Annotated in this window: 20 protein-coding genes and 1 other annotated feature; of the genes, 5 read left to right on the top strand and 15 right to left on the bottom strand. The window is 37.5% G+C overall.

Annotated features, from left to right (window positions below):
- Positions 1-14 precede the first annotated feature (14 nt).
- On the bottom strand, positions 15-440 hold the full coding sequence (locus ACIP9W_RS00850; RefSeq protein WP_400785157.1) for a MaoC/PaaZ C-terminal domain-containing protein: 426 nt from the start codon (positions 438-440) through the stop codon (positions 15-17).
- Between the two features lie 239 nt (positions 441-679).
- On the opposite strand from ACIP9W_RS00850, the gene ACIP9W_RS00845 reads away from it, so the two are divergent.
- Positions 680-2791: a sigma 54-interacting transcriptional regulator gene (locus ACIP9W_RS00845; RefSeq protein WP_400785155.1), complete on the top strand. Its 2112-nt coding sequence runs from the start codon at positions 680-682 to the stop codon at positions 2789-2791.
- 324 nt (positions 2792-3115) lie between these two features.
- Here the strand turns inward: ACIP9W_RS00845 and pheT are convergent, their stop codons facing one another.
- The 3 genes from pheT to ACIP9W_RS00830 all read right to left on the bottom strand — a co-directional run bounded on the left by pheT (position 3116) and on the right by ACIP9W_RS00830 (position 8149).
- Entirely contained in the window at positions 3116-5527 is a 2412-nt protein-coding gene (pheT, locus tag ACIP9W_RS00840; RefSeq protein ID WP_400785153.1) for a phenylalanine--tRNA ligase subunit beta, read from the bottom strand.
- A gap of 12 nt (positions 5528-5539) precedes the next feature.
- The gene (pheS, locus tag ACIP9W_RS00835) at positions 5540-6577 is read right to left on the bottom strand and encodes a phenylalanine--tRNA ligase subunit alpha (protein ID WP_400785151.1); all 1038 of its coding nucleotides are present in this window, start codon (positions 6575-6577) and stop codon (positions 5540-5542) included.
- Between the two features lie 45 nt (positions 6578-6622).
- Positions 6623-6857 (bottom strand) — a binding site (T-box leader).
- A 530-nt stretch (positions 6858-7387) separates the two neighbouring features.
- Positions 7388-8149: a TrmH family RNA methyltransferase gene (locus tag ACIP9W_RS00830; protein ID WP_400785149.1), complete on the bottom strand. Its 762-nt coding sequence runs from the start codon at positions 8147-8149 to the stop codon at positions 7388-7390.
- A gap of 89 nt (positions 8150-8238) precedes the next feature.
- On the opposite strand from ACIP9W_RS00830, the gene sspI reads away from it, so the two are divergent.
- Positions 8239-8445, top strand: coding sequence for a small acid-soluble spore protein SspI (gene sspI / locus ACIP9W_RS00825; protein ID WP_142538750.1), 207 nt, complete (start codon positions 8239-8241; stop codon positions 8443-8445).
- A 43-nt stretch (positions 8446-8488) separates the two neighbouring features.
- On the opposite strand, the gene ACIP9W_RS00820 is transcribed toward sspI, so the two are convergent.
- Positions 8489-8989: a hypothetical protein gene (locus ACIP9W_RS00820; protein WP_400785147.1), complete on the bottom strand. Its 501-nt coding sequence runs from the start codon at positions 8987-8989 to the stop codon at positions 8489-8491.
- 2 nt (positions 8990-8991) lie between these two features.
- Positions 8992-9195, bottom strand: coding sequence for a helix-turn-helix transcriptional regulator (locus ACIP9W_RS00815; protein ID WP_400785145.1), 204 nt, complete (start codon positions 9193-9195; stop codon positions 8992-8994).
- Positions 9196-9465: 270 nt separating this feature from the next.
- Here ACIP9W_RS00815 and ACIP9W_RS00810 point away from each other — a divergent pair, with 270 nt between their 5' ends.
- Entirely contained in the window at positions 9466-10860 is a 1395-nt protein-coding gene (locus ACIP9W_RS00810; protein ID WP_400785143.1) for an FAD-binding oxidoreductase, read from the top strand.
- 1 nt (position 10861) lies between these two features.
- Positions 10862-11842: a bile acid:sodium symporter family protein gene (locus ACIP9W_RS00805; protein ID WP_400785141.1), complete on the top strand. Its 981-nt coding sequence runs from the start codon at positions 10862-10864 to the stop codon at positions 11840-11842.
- A gap of 194 nt (positions 11843-12036) precedes the next feature.
- Here ACIP9W_RS00805 and argF read toward each other — a convergent pair whose 3' ends face one another.
- The 5 genes from argF to ACIP9W_RS00780 all read right to left on the bottom strand — a co-directional run bounded on the left by argF (position 12037) and on the right by ACIP9W_RS00780 (position 17364).
- Positions 12037-13002, bottom strand: a complete 966-nt coding sequence (gene argF, locus ACIP9W_RS00800) for an ornithine carbamoyltransferase (RefSeq protein WP_400785139.1) — start codon at positions 13000-13002, stop codon at positions 12037-12039.
- A 143-nt stretch (positions 13003-13145) separates the two neighbouring features.
- Complete coding sequence (locus tag ACIP9W_RS00795; RefSeq protein ID WP_400785137.1) at positions 13146-14234, bottom strand: M42 family metallopeptidase; 1089 nt, start codon at positions 14232-14234, stop codon at positions 13146-13148.
- Between the two features lie 78 nt (positions 14235-14312).
- Positions 14313-16235: a DUF2207 domain-containing protein gene (locus ACIP9W_RS00790; protein ID WP_400785135.1), complete on the bottom strand. Its 1923-nt coding sequence runs from the start codon at positions 16233-16235 to the stop codon at positions 14313-14315.
- Positions 16236-16363: 128 nt separating this feature from the next.
- Positions 16364-16669, bottom strand: coding sequence for a hypothetical protein (locus ACIP9W_RS00785; RefSeq protein ID WP_400785925.1), 306 nt, complete (start codon positions 16667-16669; stop codon positions 16364-16366).
- 209 nt (positions 16670-16878) lie between these two features.
- On the bottom strand, positions 16879-17364 hold the full coding sequence (locus ACIP9W_RS00780) for a dUTP diphosphatase (protein ID WP_400785923.1): 486 nt from the start codon (positions 17362-17364) through the stop codon (positions 16879-16881).
- A gap of 93 nt (positions 17365-17457) precedes the next feature.
- On the opposite strand from ACIP9W_RS00780, the gene ACIP9W_RS00775 reads away from it, so the two are divergent.
- Complete coding sequence (locus tag ACIP9W_RS00775) at positions 17458-17844, top strand: sigma-w pathway protein ysdB (RefSeq protein ID WP_282241418.1); 387 nt, start codon at positions 17458-17460, stop codon at positions 17842-17844.
- Positions 17845-18363: 519 nt separating this feature from the next.
- Here the strand turns inward: ACIP9W_RS00775 and ACIP9W_RS00770 are convergent.
- From ACIP9W_RS00770 to infC, 4 genes are read right to left on the bottom strand one after another with little or no spacing between them, the layout of a single operon-like run.
- Positions 18364-18648 carry a DUF1294 domain-containing protein gene (locus ACIP9W_RS00770; protein ID WP_400785133.1) on the bottom strand — a complete coding sequence of 95 codons (285 nt, stop codon included), beginning with the start codon at positions 18646-18648 and terminating at the stop codon, positions 18364-18366.
- Between the two features lie 58 nt (positions 18649-18706).
- Positions 18707-19066 carry a 50S ribosomal protein L20 gene (gene rplT / locus ACIP9W_RS00765; protein ID WP_400785131.1) on the bottom strand — a complete coding sequence of 120 codons (360 nt, stop codon included), beginning with the start codon at positions 19064-19066 and terminating at the stop codon, positions 18707-18709.
- 43 nt (positions 19067-19109) lie between these two features.
- The gene (rpmI, locus tag ACIP9W_RS00760) at positions 19110-19310 is read right to left on the bottom strand and encodes a 50S ribosomal protein L35 (protein ID WP_053588661.1); all 201 of its coding nucleotides are present in this window, start codon (positions 19308-19310) and stop codon (positions 19110-19112) included.
- Positions 19311-19340: 30 nt separating this feature from the next.
- Positions 19341-19904, bottom strand: coding sequence for a translation initiation factor IF-3 (infC, locus tag ACIP9W_RS00755; RefSeq protein WP_186321401.1), 564 nt, complete (start codon positions 19902-19904; stop codon positions 19341-19343).
- Between the last annotated feature and the right edge of the window lie 142 nt (positions 19905-20046).

Here is a 20046-nt window from a genome sequence, read left to right as displayed (position 1 = left end):
ACATTCCTCATTTCTTAAACTCGTATAAGTCCTATTACTTCTGTTTCAAGTACCAATTTTTCCTCTTGGTTATATGTTGCTAAATTAATTGTGATGGTCCCGCGATCTTCCTTCGTCTGCTCCATATCTATGATTTCCACTTTGACAGTCAATCGATCGTCAGGAAAAACAGGTCTCCGGAATCTCACATTCTGTATACTCACTCCGGCTATGACATCATCTCCGAAAAGTCCAAGTTGCACCCATGCATTCCATGTAACCGATAATGTATGCATACCGGAAGCAATGATTCCACCGAACATGCTCTCTTTTGCTTTAGCTTCATCAATATGCATGTATTGCGGATCATACTTTGATGCGAAATCTAATATCTCTTCATTAGTTATTGTCGTGATTTCTGTTTCAAATGTCTGTGCAACTTGAAATTCGTTGTATTTCACCTTCTATCACAAGCCTCTCATGTTATTTTCCAGCTATACTTTACTTATTTGCAAGATTCATGCCAATAAACAAATGACCGATAACTATGATATCTTGTTGATTTGTACATGCGGATGTGTAAACAAATTCTAACAATTAACGTAAAGTGTAAACTATCGCTAACACAAAAATGTAAAGTGATATTTCTGATTATTTGGTATACTAATAAATAATCAATAAAGTTGAAAGGATGAAATCTATGTTAATGCAAGATGTCATGACGAAAGTTTTTCCTATATGCAGAAATACGGACACCATACAGCAGGCACTCGAAAATTTTGCCCTCACTAAGTTGCATATTATTCCAGTGGTCCTTAGCAACGGACAGTTTTGCGGTATTCTAACAAAAAATAGATTAATCCAAGCACTGGCTAGTGGGTATGTATTTGAACATTCCATTAGTTCCTTTATCATTGAAAAACCAATCTGTTTATCGCCTGAAAATACGATTCCGGAAACACGTACAATTCTGCTAGAAAATCAGATAGGACATGCACCTGTCCTGAATGATAAAAAAGAACCTGTTGGTATCATGTCCACTTCTGAAATCCTTTATTTGTACGATAAAGTTTATGATCGTATGGAAACGGAATTGGAGTTGATCTTCCAAAATTTGAATTTCGGCCTTTTTTCGGTCGACAAAAATCTGAATATCATCTCCATCAATCCAATGGCCCATTTGTTTCTACAATTATCTTCTGATAACTATACATTTGGGAAGCGGGAAATTGACGAACCAATTCTTACTTTATTGAATGGCATATTGTTGAACCAAGAAACGGGGACCAAAACCAAACTCCAACTAAACAATCATAGCCTATATGTTAAATGTTATCCTATCTTGGAAAACAATGAGTTGGTAGGATCCATGGTACTGATGGAGGACATGACCATGCTTGAAGAAACCGTTAAGGAATTAGAATTCTCTAAGGAATGGGAGGACAAATTACGCTCCGTCGTGGAATTGGCGTATGATGGCATTATTTTAGTGGATGAACAGTTGAAAATCACGATGGCCAATAAGGGTTTCTGTGATTTATATGAAATGGATGAAAAGGCCCTATTAGGAAATTCCATCATTAAGACCTTTCCGGAACTTGATATAGAAGAAACTCTCCGAATGGGAGTGAAAATGATTAATGTACCAAAACTAATCCGGGATACTCAATCCCTCATTACGGTATTGCCGATAAAAGACGGAGAAGTCATTGTAGGAGCTATTTGCAAAATCACATACCAAGGACTAACTCAATTACAAACCGCCCTACAAAAAGTGAGTAAACTCGAGCAACAACTCTCTTATTATCAAAATGAACTAAAAGAAATAAGAGGCACGAAGTACTCATTAGCCGACATCGTAGGAGAGTCAGAATCAATCCGGCAAGCAAAAAAGGAAGCTTTGGCGGCATCACGTAGCCGTTCGACAGTGCTATTGCTGGGAGAAAGCGGTACTGGGAAAGAGCTGTTTGCACATGGGATCCATGCAGCGTCCCAACAAACCGGCATGTTTGTCCAAGTGAACTGTGCCGCTATTCCTAGTGAATTACTCGAATCGGAATTTTTCGGTTATGCAGAAGGTTCATTCACTGGGGCAAAAAAAGGCGGGAAAAAAGGGAAACTAGAAATGGCGCAAAATGGCACTTTATTCCTCGATGAAATTGGAGATATGCCATTGCAGCTACAAACAAAACTTTTACGGGTGCTACAAGAAAAAGAATTCGAACCAGTGGGCAGTAATCGTATCATCCAGTTAGATACAAAAATTATAGCTGCGACAAATAAAAATCTGGAAAAGTTAATTTCAGAAGGGAAATTCAGAGAGGATCTTTATTACCGATTAAATATCATGCGGATTGAAATTCCACCTTTACGAGAGCGGATGGAAGATATTCCAGATATCGTCAACTCCATCATTACCGAACTGAACCGATCTGGTTTCCAACTAAGCGGGATTACACATTCTGCATTAACCAGACTGTTAAACTATGATTGGCCTGGTAATATTCGCGAACTTCAAAACCTATTGGAAAGGGCTGCCAATTTGACGCAGGATCATTACATTAAAGTTGTGCAACTGCCCAACCCACTCTCCACGCGAGTCCAGCAGAATACAGATGAACATGTGAGACCTTTTCCATCCCCCAAAACCCTTTCCCAAGATTCCTTCATCAGTTCAATGGAAAGAACGGAAAAAGAACTCATTTTGACAGCTTTACGAGAGGCAAATGGCAATAAAGCACAAGCGAGCAGGAGCCTCGGCATCAGTAGAACTTGGTTATATGCAAAAATGAAAAAATATCAGTTGACGTGAAAAACATCTCACCAGCTTATGCCTTGCTGGAGAGATGTTCCATTATAGTCCATTACTCATGACTAATTTGATTGCGTTTATTTATCACTCTCTATTTTTTCCTACCAAAACGAAAAGAACAGTATCAGTATATCGGCACTGCTCCATTTTGACTGCAGAAGAATGCACTTTTTTATTGGAAAGTTTCCCAGTTGTCGAATTGGACAACAATGAGAAGAAGTTGGACCATGACACACGAAATTTGGACAATCCTATGCTCTCTCTATGTAAGATAGGGAACTAAAAAAGAGCAGTACCATTATATCGGCACTGCTCCCTTCTATCTTATCCTCTTAACTCCGCCCCTGCTTGTTCTGCAAGTGCTTTTAATACTTTGTTATGGGCATTTACTACTTCTTCATCCGTTAATGTACGTTCTGGATCGAAATAAGTTAGAGAGAATGCAACCGATTTTTTGCCTGGCTCCATTTTTTCTCCTTCGTATAAATCGAATAGATGTACAGCTTTTAATAGTCGTCCACCAGATAGTTGGATAATTGCTTGTAGTTCTCCAGCTGCTTTTTCGCTGTCTACTACTAATGCAATATCACGAGTGATTGATGGGAATTTAGAAACTGGTGCATAGTATAATGTTTCCACTTCTTTGTTCAATACTTGTGCTAAGTTTAGTTCCATTACATACGTATCTTTTAAGTCACGTACTTTTTGTTCAGATGGATGCAATTGTCCGATTAAACCAATTTCTTCTCCAGCAAGTTTAATCGATGCAGTACGTCCCGGATGTAATCCGTCTACTACTGCACGTTCAAAAGTAAGTTCTTTTGAATGACCAAGTAGCTCCATTAATCCTTCGACGATTCCTTTTAGTACGAAGAAATCGACTGCTTTTTTCTCACCTTGCCAGCTGTGGTCCACCCATTTACCAGCAATTACTGCTGCTAAATGTTCTTGTTCATGAGGCAGACCCGATTCTGTTTCACCTAAGAAAACAGAACCAACTTCATAAAGAGCCACTGTATCTGCTTGGCGAGCAGTGTTATACGATACGGCATCTAGTAAATGCGGGATTAAACTTTGGCGAAGTGTGCTGCGTTCTTCACTCATAGGCATTAATAGCTCTGTAACTGGTGCTGTTTCTAATGCAAATTTTTGAGACATTTCTTTAGAAGTTAAAGAATAAGTGATTGCTTGATATAGGCCTGCACCTTCCAAGTAAGCACGAACTTGACGGCGTTTTGCTTGATAGGATGTTAGTCCACCTGGTTTAGATTCTTCCACTGGAAGCGTCATTGGGATTTCATCGTATCCATACATACGCGCGATTTCTTCTACGATGTCTTCTGGAATTTTAATATCTTGACGACGAGTCGGTGCATTAATGTATAAATAACCATTTGCCGCTTGGTGATCAAATTTTAATCTCGTTAGAATAGAAGTCATATCTTCTAATGAAATTTTCATCCCTAAACGATTGTTGATAAAGTCTGGAGATACAACAACTTCCACAGGTGCTTTGTCTAATTCATCTACGACAACAGATCCTGCTAGCACTTCTCCACCAGCTAGTTCAGCAAGTAGACTTGCCGCACGCTCTGCCGCTAAAATAACGCGATTCGGATCTACACCCTTTTCAAATCGAGCACTTGCATCACTGCGTAAATTTTGGTCTTTTGATGTTTGACGAACAGATCCACCTGCAAAATATGCTGACTCAATTACAACCGTTGTTGTACCGTCATGCACTTCTGAATTTGCTCCACCCATAACTCCAGCAATTGCAACTGGCTCTTTGCCATTTGTAATAACTAAATTATTCGATTTAAGTGTACGTTCTTGATCATCGAGTGTAACAATCTTTTCCCCTTCATTTGCAAGACGAATGACAAGTTCTTTTGTTTCTAAACGGTCATAGTCAAATGCATGAAGTGGTTGGCCGTATTCCATTAACACATAGTTTGTAATATCGACTACATTATTATGTGGACGAACACCAGCTGCCATTAGACGATGTTGTAACCAAAGTGGTGATTCTTTAATTTGCACGTTTTTTACTACTTTTGCTACGTACATCGGATTTTCTTCGATTGCATCAACACGTAAGTTTAAGTAGTCAGAAGCTTTTTCGCTACTTTCTGTGTATGTTGCTTCTGGGTATTTCATATCTTCCGATAAAATAGCTCCAACTTCGTAAGCAACTCCAAGCATGCTTAGCGCATCCGACCGGTTTGGTGTTAACCCAAGTTCAAGGATAATGTCATCTAACCCTAGTAGTGGAAGTGCACTTTCACCCGGATTCGCTGTTTCTGGAAGTACATAAATACCTTCAGCGTACGCTTTTGGTACTAGTCTTCCTTCAATACCAAGTTCTTGTAGTGAACAGATCATACCATTCGATTCTTCACCGCGTAGTTTTGCTTTTTTTATTTTTATTCCACCAGGAAGTACTGCTCCTGGACGAGCAACGATTACTTTTTGCCCTTCTGCTACGTTTGGAGCTCCACAAATTATTTGTGTTGTTTCTTCTCCAACGTCTACTTGGCAAATATTTAATTTATCAGCTTCCGGATGCTTGACGCATTCCTTCACATAACCAACTACCACATTCGTCATTCCTTGAGAACGATCTATAACTGCATCCACTTCAATTCCTGAACGAGTAATTTTTTCCCCTAAATCTTTTGGATCAAGTCCTTGTGTATTTACATATTCCGCTAACCATTTCGTAGAAACTAACATATCATTTCCTCCTTACACTTCTGTTCGGTGGAATTGCGATAAGAAACGCACATCATTTGTATAGAAATGACGAATATCTTCCACTCCATATTTCAACATTGCAATACGTTCTGGCCCCATACCAAATGCAAAGCCAGAAAGTTTTTTCGAATCATATCCAGCCATTTCTAAAACATTTGGATGCACCATACCAGCACCTAAAATTTCAATCCACCCTGTTTTCTTACAAACGTTACAGCCACTGCCGCCACATTTGAAACAAGAAATATCCATTTCAACAGATGGTTCTGTGAATGGGAAGAAGCTTGGACGTAGACGGATTTCACGATCTTCGCCGAACATTTTCTTCGCAAAAACTGAAAGCGTTCCTTTTAAATCACTCATACGAATGTTTTCCCCAATAACAAGCCCTTCAATTTGTGTAAATTGGTGAGAATGCGTCGCATCGTCATTGTCACGGCGATATACTTTACCAGGGCAAATAATTTTAATCGGCTTTCCTTCTTTTGCTTCCATCGTACGAGCTTGCACTGGTGATGTATGTGTACGAAGCAGAATATCTTCTGAGATGTAGAATGAGTCTTGCATATCACGAGCTGGGTGACCTTTTGGTAAGTTCAACGCCTCGAAATTGTAGTAATCTTTTTCTACTTCTGGACCTTCTGCGATTTCATAGCCCATGCTAATGAACAAATCTTCAATTTCTTCTACCACACGAGTTAGTGGATGATGATTTCCTGTTTTCACAGGGCGACCTGGTAATGTCACATCAATTGATTCTTTTTCTAATTGCGCTTGAATCGCTTGTTCTTGTAGAAGAGTCATGCGAGCTTCTAGCACTTCTGTTACCTCTTCACGAACTACATTTACAAGAGCTCCCATTTTAGGACGTTCTTCTGCAGGAAGTTTACCCATTCCTTTTAATAAATCCGTAATAGGTCCTTTTTTCCCTAAATATGCAACACGCACATCATTTAATTCTTTGACATTCTGAGAAGCTTCAATTTTTTGTAATGCTTCTTCTTTTAACTGTTGAAGTTGTGCTTCCATGTTTAAATACTCTCCTTTTTGACAAAATAAAAACCCCGCCCCTATAAAAGGGACGAGGACTAATTTCGCGGTACCACCCTGATTATTGCACGACAAAAATGTGCAATCACTCAATTCGACTAACGGCTCTACACCGGCACACCTTTACAGTCAATGACTGGTCCCGGTGGCAGCTAGCGGGGTGAACTTCTATATGCATTCTCAATTTACACTTTCAGTCAAGGTGTAAAATTCCTTTTTTCGAATCGGCATATATACTTTTCCCGATGACAGCTTTTATATATCAAATTATATTCATTATACGAAGTTTTAAACGTTACTTCAAGTGTGATTTATTTTTATGCGTATAATGGGGAAACTGCGACGTAAAGCTTTATTAGGTGTCTGCCGTGATTTTCACTCCAGTCGGGCGCTTTCCGTGGGGGGAACGATGAGCCATCCCCTCCGCTTTGGGCGTCGTTGGGATGTCTCATTAGCCCACTCGTCTCACAGGAGTCGCCGACTGTAGCGAAAATCAATGGTAATTTCGTTTTTATTTATGATCGACTTGCTAAAAACAAAAACATCTACAGTTTTTTGACTAAGTAAATCCAATAAATGGCTAAGGGCAACCAACTGCTGTTGAAAGCAACCAGTTCTAGTCTGAGAGCAACCAAAAGTCTGTTGAGAGCAACTAGTCTAGTCTGAAAGCAACCAAATTACCCCTGAGAGCAATCAATTTTCATTAAACAAGTTTACTTGGAGTGAGACGTCGATGACTACTTCGCAGTTTCCCTAAACTACGTAATACGACATCTCTAATTCCAACTATTATAATGCTAAACCATATAACAAAATCCCTGTTGCTACCGCTACATTTAATGACTCAGCTTGTCCTAAAAGAGGCACTATAATATTTTGATCGGTCTGCTCTAGTAGCTCTTTATGGATGCCACTTCCTTCATTTCCTACAATTAACGCAAAAGAATCGCTTTTCTCCACTTGATGGAATGGCGTAGAGTTTTCAAATGCGGTTCCGAAAACAGTTACTTGTCGATTTTTCAATGCAATGATCCATTCATGTAAATCTCCTTTTACAATAGGGATATGAAAATGGGAACCTTGTGCTGAACGCAATGTTTTAGGGTTATATGCATCCGCGGAACCTTTACCGAGAATCACTGCATCGATTCCTGCAGCATCTGCTGTGCGAATCATTGTACCAATATTGCCAGGATCTTGGACAGCATCTATTAATAACAAACGTTTCCACTTTGTTTGTACTTGCTCTTCTACAGTTTGCTGTTTGCAATGCGCAAATATTCCTTGTGTGTGTTCTGTTTCAGCAAGTTCCTTTTTGATGACATCATTTATTTCTACGATTTCTAAATTGTCTACATCCCAATTTGCTGGAATCTCGCTCGTATCACTTAGCATAATTGTAAGCACCTGTTCTTTTTGTTTAATCGCTTCTTCGACTAAGTGGTAGCCTTCGATAATGAATTCACCTGTTTTGTCTCGTTCTTTTCGAACACTTAACAGTTTTTTCCAATGCTTCACAAGGGAATTTTGGGGAGATTCGATTCGTTTCATTTATATGTACCGCCTTTTTTATTTAATAGTAACAAATTCGTGTATACCTTGCGAGAGTTTGGAAAAGATAATTACGAGGAGTGATAAAAATGGATTTTCAAATTCGAGAAGCAATTTCAAACAATTTAAAAGGGAATTCTGCAACAGATATTCGTAACGTAGTTGAAGATGCTATTCAAAGAGGCGAAGAACATCTTCTACCTGGGCTTGGAGTTATCTTCGAAAAATGGTGGAAGATGGCCGATGATACAAAACGAAGCTCCGTATTAAATGAAATCTCTGCAGCATTCAAATAAAAATAATCCGTGAAGAAATAATACTCTTCACGGATTATTTTTATTATTCCTCTTCTTCTGTCACATGCTTTCGTACATGAATATAAAAAATGAGATATTGCACTAATGATAGAACGACAATATTTAAAATAATTAGGAACTTAGAGGTAGGAATTAGTAAATGAAAAACGGCTGAAAGAGGTAATGACCATGTGAAGAAAGTATAAACTTTCTGAGTCGCTACTCTTGTAATCATTTGCCACGCTTCGTCATCTTCCATGTATTCAAGCGGCTTAGTTCGCCATACCGATAATTTTTTAGTTGGGTGTTCTTTATTATATTTCTTTAATTTACTAGATAACATAATTGCCATGATAAGAAACACCGGAATTAGCAGAAAGACAATACCACCTTCTAATGCTTCAAGTTGGATCGTATATGAAAATGAGGTTTTATTGTTAACGTAAGTGGTGACTGCACCGGTAATCACGAAAACCAATGCCATAAATATTAACATAAAACCAATTTGCCAAAGTGGATACTGTACCCGAAAATCTTTTTTCATCGTTATTCCTCCTCTTCTAGCCAAAATAGTTCGTCTACCTTACATTCCAAAACATGTGCAAGCTTTAAAGAAAGTGTAATAGAAGGAGAAAATTCTCCTTTTTCGATAAAACCAATAGTCTGTCTTGTCACACCTACTTTTTCTCCTAAAATCCCTTGCGTATAACTAAATCTAGCGCGTAATTCTTTCACACGATTTTTAAGCATTTTTCTCCTTCTCTCAAAAGGTTAACTATTATATACATAATGTAATGTATACTTAACATAATGTCAATGATAATTAACTTCTTTGTTCTAACTAAAATGTTAATCCCTAATTTTTTAGTAGCTCAACAATTGGAGAAAATAAAGATTGTGAAAAAATTCATAAAGATTCAATTGCAATTTGTCGAATTATCTGTATAATTACTCTATTAGAATTAACAGAAAAATTCTAATAAAACATATACTTATATTTTTATAAAGAGGCGATTTAACATGACTATATTAACAGAAGAAATAGTAGAAACATTAAAAGAGTTTTTAGACGAAAGCCTAGTGTCTGTCAATCAAACAGTACGAGAGCTACATAGTAAAGACGAATCTTACCATCATATCAGTCTTCCTGATATCGTTGTTTTTCCTAAAACAGCAAATGACGTGAGCCAAATTATGAAAATAGCAAACAATTTCAAAGTAGCAGTTGTTCCTTTTGGACGTGGCTCCAGCTTAGAAGGACATATTATTCCATATGATAAAGGAATTACGATTGATTTTTCATTGATGGATAAAATTATAGAAGTTCGTGAAAATGATTTATTAGTAAAAGTCCAACCAGGTGTGACGAGAACGCAACTAAATAAAGAACTAAAGAAATACGGTCTTTTCTTTTCCGTAGATCCCGGAGCAGATGCAACCTTAGGTGGAATGGCTGCTACAAACGCTAGTGGTACAACTACTGTTAAATACGGTGTGATGCGAGATCAAGTTCGTGATTTAGAAGTAGTACTTGCAGACGGTACGATTATACATACAGGAAATTTGGCTGCCAAATCGGCATCGGGTTATCATTTGAACGGACTTTTTGTAGGTTCGGAAGGAACGCTCGGCTGCTTTACAGAATTGACTTTAAAAGTGTACGGAATCCCAGAGTTTACAACAGCAGCAAGAGCAGTGTTCCCGACTGTTCAAAACGCAGTAGAGGCCGTTACTTCCATTTTGCAGGCAGGCATACCAATCGCACGGGTAGAGCTAGTGGATGAAAGCTCCATACGTCAAGTAAATCGATTTAGTGAAACAAATTATGCAGAAAAGCCTACTCTTTTCTTAGAATTTGACGGAAACGAAGCAGGATTACAGCAAGATGTAGAATTTACAAAAGAAATAATGGAAGATCATCTTTGTGAGGAAGTTCAATTCGAAACAGATAATACTGCACGCACAAAGCTTTGGGATGCCAGACATAACCTTGCGTATGCGTATATTCACGGAAACGTAGGGAAAAAAATGATGGTAACCGATGTTTGTGTACCTATTTCAGAGCTAGCGGACGCTGTCATATATGCAAGAAAAGAACTGGATACAATTGGTCTTGTCGGAGGAGTTCTAGGACATGTCGGAGACGGAAACTTCCACGCGTTATTGATGATTGATATGAATAATCCAGAAGAAGTAGCTAAAGCAGAAGCATTCAATGAAAAAATCGTTCACTATGCTCTAGAGCGAGACGGTACTTGTACTGGCGAGCATGGTGTAGGGGTAGGAAAACAAAAGTATCAAGCTACTGAACATGGAGCAGCTTTACTAGTAATGGAAAAAATTAAAGTCGCACTTGATCCGAACAATATATTAAATCCAAACAAAATCGTAAAAATAGAAAGCTTAGGTGAATAATTTGAAAATATTAGAGTCTATTAGTAATTTTGCAGGAAAGTATTTTGCATTTTTAGTAATCGCAGTAGCGGTCATTGCATTTTTAATACCTGATACGTTTCTTCCATTTGGTAAGTATATTACGATTTTGCTTGGAATTGTTATGTTTGGGATGGGTCTTACGCTAAAGGCTGTAGATTTTAAATTGATTTTAACGCATCCGAAACCTGTTATAATCGGGGTTTTAGCCCAGTTCATCATTATGCCCTTAACTGCATTTGCAATTGCTTATCTTTTACAATTACCAGGTGAGTTAGCAGCCGGTCTAGTTCTTTTAGGTTCTGTACCAGGTGGAACCGCATCAAACGTTATGGTTTATTTAGCCAAAGGAAATGTTCCATTGTCTATTACAATGACTTCTTTCTCGACTATCTTGGCACCTCTTTTAACACCATTATTGCTGCTTTTACTTGCAGGACAATGGATGCCAGTCGATGCGGTTGATATGTTCATGTCTATTGTCCAAGTAATTATTATACCGATTATTCTTGGATTATTTTTGAAAAAATTATTACCGAACGTAGTGGAAAAAAGCTTAAGTATTTTACCACTTATATCAGTACTAGCCATTATTACAATTGTTTCTGCAGTTGTTGCAGGTAACGTAAATAACATTGCTTCTGCTGGTTTCTTAGTGTTTGTAGGAGTATTCCTGCATAATGGTGCAGGGTTATTATTAGGTTATTTTGCTGCAAAGCTAATGGGTCTTTCCGAATTAGATCAGCGAGCAATTTCTATTGAAGTAGGTATGCAAAACTCTGGTTTAGGTGTGGCACTAGCAAGCGCTCACTTAGGTCCGTTAGCTGCTCTTCCAAGTGCACTAGGAGCAGTTTGGCATAATATTTCCGGTCCAATTTTAGCGACTTATTGGTCCAAACGCCCAGTAAAAGAAAGCACTGAAACCACAACAACTAAAATACCAAATAAAGTTTCAAAAGCTTAATCATTTACTTTACTAAAGACCTATCTTAAGGATAGGTTCTTTTTTTGTAAAAATGATAAAGAGTGATTCAGCGTCTCCCGAATCACTCTTCGTATGTAGCGATGAAGCCGTCCATCTTGACGATCGACATCGCATGTATTGGAATAGCCTGGTGACAAACCCTGTCTTCCCAGTCTATTGTTCCTAAAATCCGATTAAGCCATTAGAGAAGCTAACACTGCTTTTTGTGCGTGCAAACGATTTTCAGCTTGCTGGAAAATGTATGAGTTCGGTCCATCAATTACAGCAGTGGAGACTTCTTCTTCACGATGGGCAGGCAGACAGTGTAAGAATATATAATCATTCTTTGCATTCGCCACTAGCGCTTCATTGATCTGAAACTCTTTAAAGTCTGCTAAACGGTTCTGCATTTCCTCTTCTTGCCCCATAGATGTCCAAACATCTGTATAAATAACATCTGCATTCACCACTGCTTCTACTGGATCATTCGATACGAACAACGATCCACCATTTTGTAAAGCAATCGCTTTTGCTTTTTCCATAATTTCTGGATTTGGTTCATAACCAACCGGTGTTGCAACGGCAATATGCATCCCCATGTATGCTGAAGCTATAACTAGAGAGTGTGCCACATTATTCCCATCTCCAATATACGCAATCTTTAAACCCTGTGTATATCCTTTCACTTCATGAATCGTTAGAATGTCTGCCAGCGCTTGGCAGGGATGATACATATCTGTTAATCCATTAATGACAGGTATGCTCGCATGCTCGGCTAATTCTTTCACCATTTCATGCGAATTTGCACGAATCATAATGCCATCTAAATAACCAGACAATACATGGCCCGTATCATAAACTGATTCACCTCGACCGATTTGCAAATCACGTGAATGCATAAACATACCATTTCCACCTAATTGTTTCATACCGACTTCAAAAGAAATTCTAGTTCTTGTTGAGTGTTTTTCAAAAATCATCCCTAATGTTTTACCTTCTAAAAGTGGGGGACATTTCCCCGCCTTTGTTAGCTTTTTCAATTCAACTGCTAGCTGAATTATATCTACTATCTCCTCTTTTGAGTAATCAAAAAGAGTTAATAGATCCTTACCTTTTAAACTATCTACCATTTTTAAGTTCGCCCATTCTAAAAGTTTCATTTATAAAAACACTCCTTTACGTATATTTATGTAATTATCATTATAAATATGAATAATCATAAAGTCAACTGAATTTATATGCAAAACTGAAAATTAAAAAACGTCTAGAATGGCATTCATTATGCTCTTCTAGACGATTTTTATTAATCAAACGTAATTTTATTTACTGCATCGCGGTCTAATTTTTTTATTACTTCTACAATCAATTTGACTATGTTTTCATAATCATCGCGATGAAGAATTCCAGCATGTGAATGGATATAACGCGTTGCAATTCCAATTGATAATGCTGGTACACCATTCAAAGAAATATGCATAGAGCCTGCATCTGTTCCTCCACCAGGGATCGTTTCAAATTGATATGGAATATTATTTTCTTCTGCCGTATCAATTACAAAATCACGCAATCCTTTATGTGATACCATCGATGCATCGAACAATACAATTTGTGGACCCGCTCCCATTTTGCTTGTCGATTCTTTCGCAGTAATACCAGGTGTATCTCCTGCAATACCAACGTCAACTGCAAAACCGATATCTGGATTTACTTTTACTGTAGAAGTTTTAGCACCACGAAGTCCAACTTCTTCTTGAACAGTTCCTACACCATATACAATGTTCGGATGTTGTACATCTTGCAAACCTTTTAATACGTCGATTGCAATAGCACAGCCAATACGATTATCCCATGCTTTTGCAAGTAATAATTTTTCATTGTTCATCACCGAGAATTCAAAATATGGTACGACCATATCTCCCGGTAATACTCCCCACTCCATCGCCTCTTCTTTTGAGGAAGCACCGATATCGATGAACATATCTTTTACGTCCACTGCTTTTTTTCGTGCATCCGCTGTTAAAATATGAGGAGGTTTTGATCCGATCACACCGGTAATAGTATCACCTTTACGAGTCACGATTGTCACTCGTTGTGCAAGCATTACTTGAGACCACCAGCCACCGACTGTTTGAAAGCTTAAAAATCCTTTGTCATCAATTTTAGAAATCATAAACCCGACTTCATCTAAATGCCCTGCTACCATTATCTTGGGACCATTTGCGTCCCCCACTTTTTCAGCGATCAAGCTTCCTAGATTATCATATTCTATTTTATCTACAAAGGGCTTTATATACTTTTCCATTACTTGACGAGGTTCACGCTCATTCCCTGGGATTCCTTTTGCATCGGTTAACTCTTTAAGCATTGTCAATGTCTCATCTAACTTTGTCATTATTTCGCCCTCCTAAATATAACTGCCATATCAATTATATTCTAAACTCAACCTATTTTCAAAATTAAGTGATAGATTTTAATCGGCTCCTGCTCCGCCGCCTCCTCCGTCACCACCGCCACCACCACTGTCTCCGCCGAAAAATCCTCCTGAATCGGATGAACCTCCGCTAGAGGTAGCACCCGGTGTCCAGTACCATGTTTTTGCCACATAGTCCATTGGGTCTGTTCCAGCTATTAATAGTGCTGCCAAGGGAATCGTTTCATCCACAACTGGTATGTGCACATTTTTTCTACCAAATAGATATGTCCGAATCGTCCACTTCTCCTGCTCTGTTTTCGAAAGATCGGCAGGCATTCCACTTTTTATACTTTTTTGGAAAGAGCGAATACTATCTTTTACACGTACTGCATTCATCGAAAGAATATTTATCGGCACAGCGATATATAAAAGAATAACCGCTAAGATTAAACCAAAGATTTCACTCATCAATTCATCATTTACTATGTTCCCTACCATTAAACTAATCACAATCATATAAAGAGCAAAATACCAGTGAGCAGTTAGTTTAACCCAATTAATAATGAGAACAAGTATCGTAATAATCCCAATGAATACAATACTTCCGCTGCTTCTGAAATCTGCATAATAGCTTATGGCAACGAAAGTCGCTAACAATATTATTGCTAAACTAATAATGATCTTTGGTAGTTTGTGATGGAAAGTTCCCGCTTCTTCTAATTCATCCTGCACTTTTTTATGCCAAGTTTTTTGATTCTTTTTAAAGACTTTTGTCCTAGTATGATAGTAATTGGCCATCCCATTATCTCTTTCTTTTCTTGGCGCTCCCGCTGCATCATGCAAATGGAATGCCCATTTACTAGAACCACTTTTGGTGCTAAATAGCCATTGGATTAAATAAGCTTCGGATAAGCCCTTTGCAATTCCTCCGTTTTTCAAGCGAAACAATAAAGTTTCTTTAGGCGCTTTCGGGTCATTTTTAAAACGTATTGCCGCTCGTGAAGGTTTGACTATTGCAGCTTCTTTTTCAACTAACGAAAATAAACCGGCTAAAAAAGTTTTCTTATCCCGTTTTCCTGTCTTATATACAGAAAACAAGTATAAAATATCAATGTTAAGTATGTGCTCTTCATTTCCCTTTCGCCAAAAATGTCTTTGAGGTAAAACAATTATAAAAAGTACAGCAAGGATCACTAATACAACCGAAACTTTTGGTAAAATTTTTATAAGTACAGGAATTTCTGATAGCCTCTTTTTCATCGCATCCGCTTGTTTCTTGTCGTTTGCAAATGCTTCTTCCATCGAGCTAGTACTTTTCGTTTTCTCTATACTTGTCAGAACAGATGAAGGAAAAAAGAAGGATGTTTTTGTGAAGGTAAATGCCTCCGAAATCGGTGTTTTAAACCGAATTCCATGTTCAGACTTCCCATTTTTCTTCGCATTTCGATCGAACAAAACTCCATCGAATTTAACAGGATCCATTGTTTGAGGGAGAATAAAATCTATTGTTACATTATGAAAATCTTGATCATGTGCATCTCCATCTCCAAAATATGTAACATCGGCAACACTATATGTATCATATGCTTTCACTGCATTCTTAAGAGTATATACATACAAAAAAGAAACTTTTTCGTTTGTTTTGTTAATATTTGTTCGATATACTCCATTCTCTTTCTTAACATGCAATGTTTTTAATGTATTATCTTCGATGAAACCTGGTTCTGGACTTAAAGTAGTTATTTCATGAGCGTAAAAATTCACCACATTTTTATCATGTTCTTTTGGAAAGGATCGCTTTAGACTTGTATAATTCCCATCAAAATTATAGGTAAATACTTCATTCACTAAAAGATCGCCATTTGGTTGAATCCAGGATTTAATATGTATTGTGTCTATTGAGTAGGATCTCTCTTCTGCAACTACACTAGATGAAAAAGCTAACAAAAATAATACAAACAAAAAGAGGAACTTTTTCATTAACTTCACCTCCACATTAATAAGTTAATATGTTTACGGTTTACAGTAGAAAAAGTTCCAATTATTTGAGATTTTCATATCGTAATATAGTCTTCTTATATAAAACGCTCATTTCTAAAAAAAAGCTATTATGAATAACTTTCTTCTCTTTTGCTATAAACTTCATAAGCAAAATAACCAAATAATAAACCTAACCCAGGTCCCCAAGCAATTGCCGATAGTAAAGAAATTTGGAAGAATATGCTTAAAAGTATAGCAATAGCAAATCCAATCATCATTCCAAATGGGATTAAACTATCTAATAAACTTTGAGCACTTTTTGATTTTTTCTTACCAAGTGCGCCTTTCTTATATTTATATTGCATTCTTAAAACTACAAATACTGCAATTCCTCCTACTATTACAAGCGGGATTAATGTACGCACAATTTCCAAAGTTAAGCCCATTTTTTACCCCTCCTTTCTTTTGGTTTTAAATTGATTCCATTTTAACATATTTTATTCCATTAACGTTTGTATTATAGGACTTCGGAAGAATTATTGGCATACGTTTAACAAACAAAATGGAGGAAGAATGCGTCTTAGTCACATTCCTCCCCCCAAAAAATCATGGTAATAGTATAGAACTGATTTAGCTCAAAGTATTAATAACCACTCTTCTGTCTTTCATAATTTGTTTCATTTTTAGAAATATACGCTTGCAATACATCTTCACTAGTAAAGCCTAGCTTTTCTGCAATGGCACCATACAAAACCCAAATTTCTTCATATGTACTTTTCGTCGATTCATGTAAAAATGCAATGATTGCCTCGTTTGTTAAAAGAAATAGTGTAGTTAAGTCTTCCTCTTTATCTTCCATTGGCCAATCTGTTAAATCATCCAAGCCTTTTTCAATTCCCAATGACAATAAAAAATGAATAGAGTCGACATACTCTTCTAAAATAACATTCTGTTCAGACGGTCCCTTATCACTCCAGAACTTAAAACAACGTGTTTCATTCGCTAATTCTGCAAGTTCTACAACAAGGGCTAATCCTTTCTTTACAAATACATCTTCATCTACTCGCTTATTTGTTTGAATATATTCGTCCAATGCTTGTTGCATTTTAAAAAGTTTTGTTAAATTCATCATTTCCTCCAATTATTTTAAATTATTTTGAAACCAAACTACCTCTTCTATCGTATAGCAATTACTATGTATTTTACAAGGAGGACATTTTTGATGATTGTATTACTACGACTGCTAATAATTGTTATAATCATATATGCATTTTATAAAATTCTTCGTTATTTGTTTGATCCGAAGAGAAAGTTAGATGAATCCTATGAGAAAGAACAGTACTATTTTTATGATGATATAAAAAATGTCCGTAAGAATTTTTTCATAACGTATAAAGGTGCATTATTTGAAGGTGAAAAGTATTTAGGTACGACGGAACAAGCATTTGAAGTAGTATCTATTTTCGTTTGGATAAAAGATCCTTCCAAACTACAAGGGTTTTCAAAAGAGGATTTTCGTTTTTTACAAAATGAAATACGGATGAATTACCCATCTGCCAAAATCAATTGGAAGAGCCCGATAGAGCAGCTCATGAAAGATGAAGCATAACAAAATCACCTGATGGGATGTCGCACATAATAGGGAAACTGCGACTTAGAGAGCTTGAAGAAAGTGAACGCTTGGATTTAGCACGGCGGCGCTTCGCTTTCCGCGGGCGAGCAACGAGCCGCTTCGTCGCAAGCGACTGCAGGGTCTCGTCTGCCTCGCTTTCCCCCAGGAGTCTCGCGCCGCCGCACTAAATCCCTCCAATTATATATTGCAGTATATGTAACTCCAGAAATTGGATAAGGGCAACCAACCAGCTGTTGAAAGCAACCAGTTCTAGTCTGAGAGCACCCAAACGTCTGTTAAGAGCAACTAGCTCTAGTCTGAAAGCAACCAAATTACTCTGAAGAGCAACCAATTGTCAAAAACAAGTTTACTTGGTGTGAGACACCGACGACTATCGCGCAGTTTCCCTATACTATGTGCAATTTAGAAAAGTGATATAACTTACTTAAGTTACTCTTAAAAAAGTTCAATATATATTGAACTTTATAGTTTTTGAACACAAAAAAGCGAACCCCCCTAGATCATACTTGGGTTGTTCGCTTTTACTAACCAAAAAAGTATAAATACATAGACGATGAGCAGCATCAAAAAACCTACACGAAAATTCGTATGCTTTGTTTTATGTCGGAACAACTGCATTCCTAAGTAAGCACCAATGCCCCCGCCAAAGATAGCAAGCGACCATAATGTACGCTCTGAAACTCTTTGTTTATGGTTTTTCGCCTGTGATTTGTCATAGCCCATGACGACAAACGAAATAACGGACATGATCAATATAAAAAAGGGAATAATTTCAGTCATATTTCTACCCCTTGTACAAAAAAAGCTGATAGAATCTCTATCAGCTTTTTATCGTTTATTATTTAGCGATTGCTTTTTTTGCTGCATCTGCAAGTTGTGTAAATGCTGTTGCATCAGTTACAGCTAGATCAGCTAACATTTTACGGTTTACTTCGATTTCAGCTAATTTTAATCCGTGCATTAAACGGCTGTAAGAAAGACCGTTTAGACGTGCTGCCGCATTGATACGTGTGATCCATAATTTACGGAATTCACGTTTTTTGTTACGACGGTCACGGTATGCATACATTAGAGATTTCATAACCTGTTGGTTTGCTACTTTATATAATGTATGTTTTGAACCGTAATAACCTTTAGCTAATTTTAATACTTTTTTACGACGCTTTTTTGTTACTGGTGTGCTTTTTACGCGTGGCATGATTCATTACCTCCTGCTATTCTTTCAAGATTTAAATTTCTTATTATTTCATGTAAGTAAGTAGTGTTTTGATACGTTTGTAATCGCCTGAAGAAGCTACTTTAGTTTTACGTAGTTTACGTTTAGCTTTAGTAGATTTGTTAGCGAATAAGTGGCTTCCAAAAGCACGGTCATGTTTTAATTTTCCTGTACCCGTCTTTTTGAAACGCTTTGCAGCTCCACGGTGAGTTTTCATTTTCGGCATGTCGAATTCCTCCTAAACAATTGTACTCTATTACTGTTTTTCGTTCTTTGGTGCAAGCACTAAGAACATACTGCGGCCATCCATTTTCGGTTTTGATTCAACCGTAGATACTTCCGCACAAGCTTCGGCAAATCTATCTAAAACGCGTTGACCAATCTCTTTATGAGTAATCGCACGACCTTTAAAACGAATAGATGCTTTCACTTTATCTCCTTTTTCAAGGAACTTGATCGCGTTTTTAAGTTTCGTTTGGAAATCATGTTCATCGATTGTTGGGCTCAAACGAACCTCTTTCATCACGATGATTTTTTGATTTTTACGGACTTCACGATCCTTTTTTTGCTGCTCAAATTTGAATTTACCATAGTCCATGATACGAGCGACTGGCGGCTTGGCTTGAGGAGCCACAAGGACAAGATCCAAATTTACACGACCTGCGATTTCAAGTGCTTCGTTACGTGTTTTCAATCCTAACTGATCGCCATTTTGATCAATAACGCGTAGTTCGCGTGCTCGAATGCCATCGTTCACATACATGTCTTTGCTAATAACAATCCACCTCCAAATAGTGTCGCGAATACATGGTTTGGGCATAAATTTCGTAGAAACGAATTACTTACGCCGTTTTCGATCAAATAAAAAAACGAGCAGACATAAGATGTATGTCTGCCCGCCGATATAAGAACATGCAGATGCCTACATGTTACAGTCGATCGTGTGCTTACCAGTCAACAAC

It is taken from the genome of Psychrobacillus sp. NPDC093180, assembly GCF_044754065.1.
Lineage (GTDB): Bacteria > Bacillota > Bacilli > Bacillales_A > Planococcaceae > Psychrobacillus.
The sequence above is the reverse complement of the archived record's forward strand: the minus strand, read 5'-3'. Positions and strand labels throughout refer to the sequence as shown.